The sequence below is a fragment of the Pseudomonas sp. LS.1a genome (genome assembly GCF_022533585.1).
Lineage (GTDB): Bacteria > Pseudomonadota > Gammaproteobacteria > Pseudomonadales > Pseudomonadaceae > Aquipseudomonas.
This window is the reverse complement of record NZ_CP092827.1, coordinates 3,142,069-3,153,430: the sequence shown is the minus strand read 5'-3', so window position 1 is coordinate 3,153,430 and position 11,362 is coordinate 3,142,069. Positions and strand designations below refer to the sequence as shown.

Here is an 11,362-nt window from a genome sequence, read left to right as displayed (position 1 = left end):
GGGTGGGCCATCGTCTTTATCCTCGTTCGATTCCCTGGACGAAGTTGTACGACTTGTCGCCGTTTGTACTGGATAGATACAAGCAGCCGAACGCAGGCTTGTCCAAATTTCTGGCTTTTTCTTGTGGGCCACTTCTTGTAGCTTTACAGGTCGTTGAACCAGGGAGCTGAACATGCAAGGCAAGGCACGCAAGATTGTCCAGGCCATTCTTTACGAAGCCATCGCCGTCGCCTGCGTGGCGCCCGCGCTGGAGCTGGCGTTCGGTGCCGGCATGGCGCAGTCGACCGTGCTGTCGGTGCTGATGTCGGGCATCGCGATGAGCTGGAACATGGGCTACAACTGGGTGTTCGAGCGCTGGGAAGCGCGCCAGCTCCAGCGCGAGCGCACGTTCCTGCGGCGCCTGCTGCATGCGCTGGGCTTCGAGGGCGGGCTGGTGCTGATCCTGCTGCCGCTGGTGGCGTACTGGCTGGATGTCAGCTTGTGGGCGGCGTTGCTGACCAACCTGGCGTTGTTCGTGTTCTTCTTCGTTTACGCGTTTGTCTTCCAGTGGGGCTTCGACAAGGTGTTCGATGTGCCGCTTTCGGCGCAGCAGGCGAAGTGTTGACTTTGTGCCGCACTACCGGCTAAGTTCCTATCCCATGAATACTTTCCCGCACGTCAACGCCATTATTATTACCGCCATTATCAGCTTGGCGGGCTAGCGCGTACGTGCACCGAACCCGCCCTGGAGGCGGGTTTTTCTCTCTGACTCCTGGGCAACGTGAACACAGCCAAGGAGTCACCGATGACCAGCTTCGTCAGCCCTCGCTCTACCGTCACCCCTCAGCAACTGCTGTCGGAGCAGGTGCGGCGCATTCTTGCCGCCCCGGTGTACGACCTGGCCATCGAAACGCCCCTTCAGGCTGCGCCCGCGTTGTCTGCCAGCCTGGGCAACCAGGTGTTGCTCAAGCGGGAAGACCTGCAGCCTACCTTCTCGTTCAAGATCCGCGGTGCCTACACCCGTTTGTCACGCCTGAGTACCGTGCAGCGCGAGCGCGGGGTGATCACCGCCTCTGCGGGCAACCATGCCCAGGGCGTGGCCCTGGCGGCATCCCACCTGGGCATGAAGGCCACCATCGTCATGCCGACCACCACGCCGTCGCTGAAGGTGGAAGGGGTACGTTCGCGCGGTGGCCATGTAGTGCTGCACGGTGAGAGCTTCCCCCATGCCTTGGCCCACGCGCTGAAACTGGCCGACAGCGAAGGCGCCACCTTCGTGCCACCGTTCGACGACCCGGATGTGATCGCCGGGCAGGGCACCGTGGCCATGGAGATCCTGCGCCAGCGCCCGGGGGCGCTGGATGCCATCTTCGTACCGGTGGGTGGCGGTGGGCTGATTGCTGGCATTGCCGCCTATGTGAAGTACCTGCGCCCTGAGGTGAAGGTGATCGGCGTCGAGCCGGAGGACTCCAACTGCCTGCAGGCTGCCATGGCCGCCGGTGAGCGGGTGATCCTGCCGCAGGTTGGCACCTTCGCCGATGGTGTGGCGGTGGCGCAGATCGGCGCCCATTGCTTCGAGTTGTGCCGGCACTTCGTTGACGAGGTGGTCACCGTGAGCAGCGACGAGCTGTGCGCGGCGATCAAGGACATCTATGACGACACCCGCTCGATCACCGAGCCGTCCGGCGCCCTGGCCGTGGCCGGGATCAAGAAGTACGTGGCGCGCGACGGCGTGCAGGGGCAGACCCTGGTGGCCATCGACTCCGGGGCCAATGTCAACTTCGACCGCCTGCGCCATGTGGCTGAGCGTGCCGAACTGGGCGAGCAGCGCGAGGCGATCATCGCTGTCACCATCCCGGAACAGCCGGGCAGCTTCCGCGCCTTCTGCCAGGCCCTGGGCAAGCGACAGATCACCGAGTTCAACTACCGCTATTACCCTGGCAAGGAGGCGCGCCTGTTCGTGGGTGTGCAGACACACCCGCTGCACGACCCACGCGAGCAGTTGCTGGCCAGCCTGCGCGAGCAGGGCTACAGCGTACTGGACCTGACCGACAACGAACTGGCCAAACTGCATGTACGGCATACTGTGGGCGGCCATGCCGCGCCCGGGGCTGACGAGCGGGTGCTGCGCTTCGAATTCCCCGAGCGGCCCGGGGCGTTGCTGGGCTTTCTGGAGCGGCTTGGCAAGCGTTGGAACATCAGCCTGTTCCATTACCGCAACCATGGTGCGGCAGAGGCCCGGGTTTTCGCCGCGCTGGAAGTGCCGCGGGATGAGTTGACGGGGTTGCCGTTGGCGCTGGATGAGATGGGGTACCGCTACTGGGATGAGACCGACAACCCGGCGTACAAGCTGTTCCTGGGGTGATTTCGGTACACCACGGGATTTATAGCGCCTGTCAGATCGAGCGCCGCGCGGGCGGCGCTCGATCTGACAGGCGCTATAAAGATCAAGGCGAGCCCACGGCCCTCAGCGCTCGCGCATGAAGAAGCCCGCTACGAACTTGCGGAAGGTTTCCAGGCTCTTGAAGTCGGCGTAGCGCTTGAAATTCTCGGTATCCGGTTCGGGCCCGATGGGTTGCTCCAGCAACGACACCGACAATACCCGGTCCTGGTCCGAGGTCATCACCAGTTCATCCATCACCTGGCCACCGATCACCGGGCGGCGCATTTGCACTTTCACACCCTTGCTGGCCATCCAGTCGACCAGCGATACCAGGGCCTTGAGCGGCTCGCGTTCTTCGTCCCGATATACCGGGAACAGGTGGGCGCGGGACAGCACCGGCACGCTGGCCACATGAATCAGCTCGTAGAAATGGCTGCCGGCACTGGTCGGCGAGTACAGCGCCAAGGCCAGTAACGGCCCGGCGGTGCGGTTGCCGCCCCAGTACAGGTGGTGGCCCTGGAAGTCGAAGCCGTCTTCACTGCGGTTGTTGAACAGCTTGCGCCCTTTTATCTGGTCCACGCAGTCCAGCAGCAGGCCGTGGCGGCGATGGTTGCCGAACACCGTGGCTTCGCGCAGGCGGGACTTGAGCATCATCATGTGCTTCATGTCCAGGCGGGTTTCCAGATAGTTGCTGGCGGGGACCCGTTCCAGCAGCGGATAGCGGCTGGCCACGCTGCGCAACTCGGCAAATTGCCCGGTCAGGTCCTTTTTCAGGTGCGTGGCATACAGGTTGAGGCCGCTGGTTTCGATCCAGGTCAGCAGCAGTGACAGCAGGCGCTGTTGTTCACGGCGTTCGCTGCCATCGCCGCCGCCACTGGTGGTGCCGCTGCGGAAGTCGCCGATCAGGCGCAACGGTGTGTCGGGCGGTAGCCAGGCAGCGGGTGGCGCGGGGTCGTTTTCGCGTTCGGCCGCTTCTCGCTCGTCCTTGGTGAACGGGCAGCCGGGCGCGTGCTCGGCAGTACCCGGGTTGTTCTTGAGAAACAGCGTACCGGTGTTGCCGTTGAGGGTGACATTGAGCACCGGCAAGGCATCGCTGCGGCAGTCGCAGGCCAGCCACTGGTTGGCGTTGCGTACCTTCATCAGCAGCTGGTTGGCCTGTAGCAGGCGTGGGCCGGTGAGGCTGCCGGTGGCAAAGCCGACCAGCAGCTCCTCTTCTGCGGGGGTCAGGCTACGGACCTGTGCGGCGGTTTTGTCGATGATTCGCATGAAGCAGCTCCCAGCTACGAGCTCCAAGCTTCAAGCAAAGTCGCGCCGCTTTCAACTTACCGCTCAGTTGCACTGAACATTTTCGCCGCGCGGGCGCGGATCTCGTCGGGGGTCAGGTCCTCCTTGTGGGTGGAAACGAACCAGATGTTGCCGAACGGGTCTTTCAGGGTGCCGCTGCGGTCGCCGTAGAACTGGTCCGTCACCGCACTCAGCTGGGTGGCGCCGGCCGCCAGGGCCTGGGCGTAGACCTTGTCGCAGTCCTCGACATACAGGTGCAGGCCAACGCCTGCGCCGCTGAGCTTCTGGCTGGCGGTGAGACCGCCCTCCATGTCGCAGGGGTCGCCAAGCATCAGCGACGAGTCGCCGATCTTCAGCTCGGCATGGCCCACGCGGCCCCCCGGGGCGTCGAGGCGGAACATCTCGACGGCAGCGAAGGCCTTCTTGTAGAACTCGATGGCCTTGGCGGCGTCGTTGATGGCCAGGTAGGGGGTGATGCTGTGCTGGCCTTCGGGAATGGGTTTGGCTGCCATGTTCGACTCTCCTTGGAAGTGGGCGCCGGTGGGCGCCCTGTTGCTTAGAGTCGTTTGCGCGGATGGAAAATCGACAGCGCTGATAGATCGATTCTCTATAAACGCGGCTGTCAGAAGATGTAGTCGGTGGTCAGGAAGCTCGACTGCCGGTTGCGAATGATCTCGCTGATCAGTTCCTTGTTGGCCTCCTGGAAGCGCGTTGCGACCAACGTGCGGATCGAGAACACACGCAGGGCGTCGTGTACCGACAGGGTGCCTTCGGCGCTGTTCTTGCGGCCGTTGAACGGATAGGTGTCGGGGCCGCGCTGGCATTGCGCGTTGATGTTGATGCGCCCGACCTGGTTGGCGAAGATGTCGACCAGGCTGCCGATGGTTGCCGGGTCATTGCCGAACAGGCTCAGTTGCTGGCCGTAGTCGGAGTCCAGCACATAGTCGATCACTGTCTGCAGGTCGCGGTATGGCACCACTGGCACCAACGGGCCGAACTGCTCTTCGTGGTAGACGCGCATGTCCGGCTTTACCGGGTACAGCACGGCCGGGTAGAAGAACGAGCCACGGCTGTGCCCGCCGCCTTCGTTGAGCACGCGTGCGCCCTTGGCGGTGGCATCGGCGACCAGGCCGTCAAGGTAGTCGACCTTGCCGGGCTCGGGCAGCGGTGTCAGCGCTACGCCAGGCTCCCATGGCATGCCGGGCTTGAGCGCGGCCAGCTTGCGCTGGAACTTGTCGAGGAAGGCATCGACGACGTCCTCGTGGACGAACAGGATTTTCAGTGCCGTGCAGCGCTGGCCATTGAACGACAGCGCACCGGTGACTGCCTCTTCGACGGCGTTGTCGAGGTCCACCTGGGGCAGCACAATGCCCGGGTTCTTGGCATCCAGGCCCAGCGCGGCGCGCAGGCGGTGCGGGCGCGGGTGCAGTTTTTTCAGGTCGCTGGCGGCCTTGTGCGTGCCGATGAAGGCGAACACATCGACCTTGCCGCTGGCCATCAGCGCGCTCACCGTTTCCCGGCCACGGCCATAGATGACGTTGATCACCCCCGGCGGGAAACTGTCACGGAAAGCTTCGAGCAATGGTCGAATCAGCAGCACGCCGAACTTGGCCGGCTTGAACACCACGGTGTTGCCCATGATCAGCGCCGGGATCAGCGTAGTGAAGGTTTCGTTCAGCGGGTAGTTGTATGGCCCCATGCACAGGGCCACACCCAGCGGCGCACGGCGGACCTGGCCCAGCGTGCCCTGTTCCAGCTCGAAGCGGCTGGAGCGGCGGTCAAGGTCCTTGAGGGCATTGATGGTGTCGACGATGTAGTCACAGGTGCGGTCGAATTCCTTTTCCGAATCCTTGAGGTTCTTGCCGATCTCCCACATCAGCAGCTTGACCACGGCCTGGCGCTGTTCACGCATGCGCGCCAGGAAGGTTTCGACGTGCTGGATGCGTTCGGCCACGCGCATGTTTGGCCAGGCGCCGCGGCCTTTGTCGTAGGCTTGCACAGCAGCATCGAGTGCGCTGAGCGCGGTGTCGGCATCGAGCAGTGGGGCACTGCCCAGCACCACTTGGCGTTCTTCATTGCCTTCCTTGAGCCAGACCGGGCTGCGCACCGTGGCCAGGGGCCCGTCCCAGCGCCTGAGTTCACCGTTCACCAGGTAGTCGCGTTGTTCAAGGGGGGCTTCCAGGCGCCAGGTTTCCGGGATGTTCTCGGCGCTTGGGAAGAGTGAATCGAGCAGACGGTCCATGGGTACTGCACCTCACATTGCTGGGCGGGTTTCGAGCCAGGTGAATCGCTTCAGCTGCGAGCATGCACCGGCCGCCGGAAAAACACCAGTCTGGCTTAACATCGGTGCAAGTGCCTGCCTGTTGGACAGGCAGGCATCCGGGTCGATGTCAAAGCGGTAGGTTGAACAGGTCGTAGGGTGGGTGCGTCAACCATTGCTGGCGCAGGACGGGGTCTGCGTCGATCAAGGTCAGGCGCCGCCAGAACTCTGTATGGGCAAACCGCGGGTGGGACAGGAACGGTTCAAGTTCGAGCAAGGGCCTGAGGTCGCGGCGGTACTGCAGCGGTAACCGTTGCCACAGGGCCATTTCGGCCGGGCCGGTTCGTTCGAAGAATTCCAGGTAGTCGCCTGCGCACACCAGCAGGTCCACCTGGTGCACGGCGTTGTAGGCCTCGATCTGCGCAAGCACGGGTGCGCCCAGCCAGTCGCTTTCCAGGCGCAGGGCCTCTGCAACGGGCCGTGGCACGTTGAAACCGTCTGGCAGCCGCAGCAGCTGGTTGTCGCCAATGTCCAGGATGAGGGGCTCGAGCACCTGGTCAAGGCCTTGCGGCAATTCGCTGAGCGCACAGTCGTTCAGGAACAGTGTTTTCAGGTAGGCCAGCCCGCGCAGGTCCGGGGCCTGCAGTAGCGGGTTGCCCGACAGGTCCAGTACTGCAAGCCCGGAGCAGCGGTTCAGCGCTTGCTGGGCCTGGGCATCCCAGGTAATGCGGTTGCCTTCCAGGTCCAGCCAGGTGAGGTGCTCAGGCCTGACCAGGCGGGGCACGGCGTCGAATCGGCAGTCGGTCAGCAGCAGGCGCTTGAGGTTGGGGAAACGCTCATAGAATTCGGCCGGCAACTGGCTGAGCGAACGATTGTTGCTGAGTGACAGGTGCTCCACATGGGTGAAGTCATCCGGCAGGGCCAGGCTGGCCAAGGCCTGGTTGTCCAGTTCCAGGTCGGAAAGGTCCAGGCTGTGCAGGTGGCCACCCCCTTCAAGCGCTACGGTCGACAGCCGCCGCCAGGCGTTGAGGATGGGGCGGATGGCCAGGTGCCGTTGGTGAGGGCGTTGCGGATCGGGCCGGGCCCATTCCTGCAGGTCGCGGTGCAGGGTATCCAGGCGCTGCTGCAGGTCGCGCAGGCGTTGTGTGGGTGAGCGAATGTCGTCGACGTACGGGTTGTCCTCCTCGTTGCCGAGCCAGTTTTCGAACTCCTGGTCGGTGGCGTTCGGGAACAAGCGGCGATAGGCCCCGGCCAGCGAGCCTGCCAGGCGCGGCTGCGGCGGTTCGGGGGCGAGCGGCCGACCGCCGAGCAAGCGGCCCATGGGCTTGCGCAGCAGCGCCCGGTGCCCCCAGAGCCGCTGGGCCAATGTCTCCCTGTGCTTGTCGACCCAACCCAGTACACGCTGGCGTAGCGAGCTGCCATCGGCCGTCGGGATCCCCAGCCTGTCGCGTTGCGAGCGAGACAGTGCCTGCTCTACGGCGCGGCAGAGGTCCGGATCTCGCGGCGCTGGTGCAGGGCGCTCGCCCCGGTCGACCTCATAGCCTTCGGCCGATTTGATCACGCAGCGCAGGGTGGTGGCCTGGTCGCTGCCGACATGCTCCAGCCGAGGGCCATCGGGGCTGGCGCCGTGCAGCTCCAGGCGCAGGTCTGCAGGCCAGTCGGGCATCGCATCCAGTGCGCTGAACAGCAGGCGTTCGCTGTCGCTGCTGGCCCGGGCTGGCTGCAGCAGGCCTTCCAGCGCGCGTACCAGGGGCAGCTCACTGTGCACCTGCTCCAGCGACTGGCGAACCTGTGTGGGCAACTGACCGTGCTGTTGCCACGCGAGCGATTCGGCCTCGCCCAGCGGTGCCAGCAAACGCCTGGCCAGGGCAGGGGAGAGCCGCGGATAGGCGTCGAGCAGCTTCTGCATTGACGGAGTGTTGGCCGCACTGCCGTTGTAGCGTTCCTCGAACTGGCCCGGCGGGGCCTTGTCGGCCAACGCCTCTACCTCAGCCTGTGCCGCCATGCGCTGCAGGGCATCGAGCAACAGCGGCGGCGTTGGCTGGCCTTCCAGGTGCACCCGGCGCAAGCGCGCTGCGTCGATGCCACAGAGTCGGCCGGCCTGCGCCAGCTGTTCTGGCGTGTACGCGGCATAGGCCTCGCCAAGACGGCGCACCAGCTTCGCGAATGGCCACTGGCCGGGCTGTTCATGCTGGCCACGCCAGGCGCCTTGGGCATTGTGCACCAGCGGTGGCTGCCAGGCATCGGGCTTCTCGGGGTGAATGGCCCGCCATTGCTGCAGGTGGTTGTCGAAGCGTTGCTCGAACAATTGGCCGTCCATGCGGATGAAGCGCCGGCCCTCGTACAGGTACTGGCCAAGTGCATTGGGCTGCAGGTTTTCCGGCAGTGTCACGCTACTGCGGTAGGGGGTGAGGTCTTCATTCCATAGCCGGTAGCGTCCGTCGTTGCCGCGTATTTGCTGCAGGTTTTCCATCAACGGGCTGTTGAACAGCTTGGGTATCACCTTGCCCGCGGCCACGAAGCCACCGATCACGGCCAGGTTCAGGCCAACCGCCTCCAGGTGGCGCAGCGCCAGGTGGCGGTCGCCTTCATCCCAGGCCTCGTAGCCCTCGAAGGCCTCGCCGAGCAGCTGGCAGGCAGTGACGGCCAGCATCAGGGTGCCTGCACCTGGAATGAAGAACGCGGCGATATTGAGCGCATCCAGGCCAAGGCTTTCCCATTCCTCCTGGCGCCTGGCCCGCGCGTTGGCATCGGCCGTCGCTGTCGGGACCGCCAGCAGGCTGGCTTCGTGCTTGAGGCGGGCCAGGTGCAGGTCCTGGTAGTGGCCGAAAGGCTCGGCCGTGATGGCCACGCGGGTTGGGCGCAGGTCCGCATGCGCCGCGCGCTGCCAAGGGCGGTCGTAGGCAGTGCTGCCCGTGGCGTCGAGATTTTGTTGCAGCAGGTCGAGAAAGTGCGTGCGCTCGTCCTGCCTGATGTAGGCCGTGAAGGCCTGGCGGGCATCGGGTTCGAGCAGCAAGGTCGCCAGCGTATCGTGTACCGCGTCCAGGTTGTTGCATTGACGCAGGGCCGGGTCATGGCCGGGCAAATACAGCACCAGACCCGCACGGCCGGCATCGATCAGCATGACTTCGTGCAGGTCTGTGCCGAACAGCGCCAGTTGCCAGCACCTCACTGCGCCGCTCTGCAACAGCTGTTCGACCTGATCGCGCGCATTGCCGTCAAGCAGGTGCCGCAGACAGGCAAGGTCGGCTGCCAGGCGCAGGCGGTCTTTTTGCACCCTGATGGCCAATGCCCGGGTAGCGGGTCGTGCGAAGTGTTCTTCCAGGTGGGCCTGGTAAGCGTTACCCAGGTCCAGGTCACGGCACAGTGTGGCGAAAGCGGCGGGCGCGAGGGGCAGCCGTTCCACCTGATAACGCTCAGACTCCAGCGCAACGCGCGCCACGGGGACTTGCATGCCGAGGGGGAAGGCGCCGTGTACCCGCATCGGCGTGACCTGAATGTTGTCGCTCAGGGCAATGGCACTTTCCGGGGAGAACGCCTCGTCGTCAGCGAAGTTCTGCAGGGCAGCCTGTAGCAGGTTGTCACGACGATGGCGGTAGAGATAGCGCAGGACGGTCCAGTGCCAGCTGCGCTCCACCCGCAGCAGTTGGGTATGGCGCAGCGGTGCGTGAAAGCCTTGTTCAGCAAGGCGTGCGCGCAGCAATGGCTCGGCAAATTCAGTGATCTGTTTCAGGCCTTTGAGTGAGCAGGCCAAGGCTGCTTGCGCCTGCATCAGCCGCGCCTGACTGGCGTGCACTGCCTGGCGCAGGCCGGGGGCTGCGTTGGCGAACCAGTCCTGCGCCTGCCACGGGGCGACCTGTGTTTGCTTCAACGCGGCCCACTGGTTGGGTGTCGCCTGGCGTGCCCAGTGCGGCAGTTGCGCCTGGAGCAAAGATTGATGGGGGTTGGATGGCATCTTGATGCTCCTTCTATGCAAAGAAGGCATCAAACGTTATTTCTCTATAGCCAAGTGGTAATGGGATAGCGCGGACGGGATATACCGATAGAAAAGTGCTTGTTGGGTGAGCCTTTCCTGCAGGAAATTTGACGTCATGAAACTTTGCAAAACTTCCCGGCGCATTCATGAAATGCAATCAAAATGCCACTTGCTAAAGTGTTTGTGCGCACCTTAAATTGTTAGTTGACATGGGGTTACTGGATAATTCCTGAATATCAATAGGATACGTGCTTCTTGCTGAATTGTTGTCCTTTTCCGATAGACCTTGGTACACATCGAAGGACCTCGAAGAAGAAATGAAAGCGACCTTGACGGCAGTGGCGCGAAAACTCATCTCGCCCTCAATACGCTACGAAATGAGACAGCTGGCCAGCAAGGGGCTTGAAGTGATGGCGCGTGCCTGTTTCTGGCGGTGGGAAGTTGCCAGGTTTCGGTTGCAGCAGGAAAGCCCGTACGAAATTTTATATATCGGCCGAAAGCAGCAGCGGGAAATGGCCAAGCTGCTGATTGCCGGCAAGGGCCAGGGCAATGCTGCAGTAATTGACAGCGCAAGCGCGACGATTGCGCCCAACCACGTGGTGGTGGTCAGCGAAATGCCGACGTCGGGGGCATTGTCGGTGCCGCATTACCTGAGCGCCGTGGTGCCGCTCGGGCGCTCGCTGGAGGACATCACGGCGCGCTACGACAGCGAGTTGCGGCGCAGCATCCGCAAGAACCGCCCGTTGTACCAGATGCGCCAGGCCCTCTCGGACGACGAGATCGCCATGGCCGACCGCGACCTGCTGCGCCCCTATGCCAGCGCCAGGCAGGGTATCCATGCCGCGCAGTTTCCCACTGAAGAAGTGTTTCGCATTGCCAGGGGCGTCGGCCGGCTCGACTTGATCACCTTGGGCGATGAAGTGATCGGCTGCCACCTTGGCTGTGAAGTGGTACGCGCGGGCAAGCGTTATTGGAGCACGTTGCGTTTCGGCTATTGCGAGGCGGTGTTTACCGATGCACGGAAGTTGCGTGAGGTGAACTCGATCACCACTTTCATGGCCCTTGAGTGGGCGTTGATGCAGGGCTTCGATTATTACGACATCGGTCTTTGCCTGGCGCGCCCGGATGACGGTTTGTTGAAATGGAAGCGCCGTCGCGGTGGCGATATCGATTCGCTGGGTAACCATGCCTGTCTGTTTGTCCGCTTACCCAGAACCGGCACGGCAAAGTTCCTCTGGGACACGCCGATGTTCGCGCTCGAAGGCGACAAACTCACGCTGCATCTGGGGTTGCCCGAGGGCCCGAGTGACGAGGAAGTTGCCAGCCGCTACCAGGAAATGGTGTTTGGTGGCCTGCACAAGATTTATTTCTATGGTGGCAACGGGGCGGGCGAACCGTTCGTGGAAAGCTTGCGTCGCCGTTACGCCAACCTGCAGTCACCGCCCACCATGGAAAGGGTCATGTGCAACTGAACGGATGC

7 protein-coding genes are annotated in these 11,362 nt (G+C 63.4%); 3 read left to right on the top strand and 4 right to left on the bottom strand.

The annotated features are described in order from the left end of the window. Nucleotides 1-172 precede the first annotated feature (172 nt). Nucleotides 173-604: a PACE efflux transporter gene (locus MKK04_RS14515; protein ID WP_063914242.1), complete on the top strand. Its 432-nt coding sequence runs from the start codon at nucleotides 173-175 to the stop codon at nucleotides 602-604. Nucleotides 605-784: 180 nt separating this feature from the next. Next, nucleotides 785-2,344, top strand: a complete 1,560-nt coding sequence (gene ilvA / locus MKK04_RS14510; RefSeq protein ID WP_207832548.1) for a threonine ammonia-lyase, biosynthetic — start codon at nucleotides 785-787, stop codon at nucleotides 2,342-2,344. A 102-nt stretch (nucleotides 2,345-2,446) separates the two neighbouring features. Here the strand turns inward: ilvA and MKK04_RS14505 are convergent, their stop codons facing one another. From MKK04_RS14505 to MKK04_RS14490, 4 genes are all read right to left on the bottom strand, one after another. Next, the gene (locus MKK04_RS14505; protein WP_207832550.1) at nucleotides 2,447-3,628 is read right to left on the bottom strand and encodes a hypothetical protein; all 1,182 of its coding nucleotides are present in this window, start codon (nucleotides 3,626-3,628) and stop codon (nucleotides 2,447-2,449) included. Nucleotides 3,629-3,684: 56 nt separating this feature from the next. After that, nucleotides 3,685-4,158, bottom strand: a complete 474-nt coding sequence (locus tag MKK04_RS14500) for a VOC family protein (RefSeq protein ID WP_233687664.1) — start codon at nucleotides 4,156-4,158, stop codon at nucleotides 3,685-3,687. A 110-nt stretch (nucleotides 4,159-4,268) separates the two neighbouring features. Continuing rightward, nucleotides 4,269-5,888, bottom strand: a complete 1,620-nt coding sequence (locus tag MKK04_RS14495) for an NADP-dependent glyceraldehyde-3-phosphate dehydrogenase (protein WP_207832554.1) — start codon at nucleotides 5,886-5,888, stop codon at nucleotides 4,269-4,271. A gap of 148 nt (nucleotides 5,889-6,036) precedes the next feature. After that, nucleotides 6,037-9,861, bottom strand: a complete 3,825-nt coding sequence (locus tag MKK04_RS14490; RefSeq protein ID WP_241105600.1) for a leucine-rich repeat domain-containing protein — start codon at nucleotides 9,859-9,861, stop codon at nucleotides 6,037-6,039. A gap of 338 nt (nucleotides 9,862-10,199) precedes the next feature. Here MKK04_RS14490 and MKK04_RS14485 point away from each other — a divergent pair, with 338 nt between their 5' ends. Beyond that, nucleotides 10,200-11,354, top strand: coding sequence for a hypothetical protein (locus MKK04_RS14485; protein WP_207832558.1), 1,155 nt, complete (start codon nucleotides 10,200-10,202; stop codon nucleotides 11,352-11,354). Nucleotides 11,355-11,362: the final 8 nt, after the last annotated feature.

Excerpts from the sequence above, each read along its gene's own strand:
- MKK04_RS14500 (WP_233687664.1), bottom strand. The coding sequence starts at position 4,158 with ATGGCAGCCAAACCCATTCCCGAAGGCCAGCACAGCATCACCCCCTAC.
- MKK04_RS14485 (WP_207832558.1), top strand. The coding sequence starts at position 10,200 with ATGAAAGCGACCTTGACGGCAGTGGCGCGAAAACTCATCTCGCCCTCA.
- ilvA (WP_207832548.1), top strand. The coding sequence starts at position 785 with ATGACCAGCTTCGTCAGCCCTCGCTCTACCGTCACCCCTCAGCAACTG.
- MKK04_RS14515 (WP_063914242.1), top strand. The coding sequence starts at position 173 with ATGCAAGGCAAGGCACGCAAGATTGTCCAGGCCATTCTTTACGAAGCC.
- MKK04_RS14505 (WP_207832550.1), bottom strand. The coding sequence starts at position 3,628 with ATGCGAATCATCGACAAAACCGCCGCACAGGTCCGTAGCCTGACCCCC.
- MKK04_RS14490 (WP_241105600.1), bottom strand. The coding sequence starts at position 9,861 with ATGCCATCCAACCCCCATCAATCTTTGCTCCAGGCGCAACTGCCGCAC.
- MKK04_RS14495 (WP_207832554.1), bottom strand. The coding sequence starts at position 5,888 with ATGGACCGTCTGCTCGATTCACTCTTCCCAAGCGCCGAGAACATCCCG.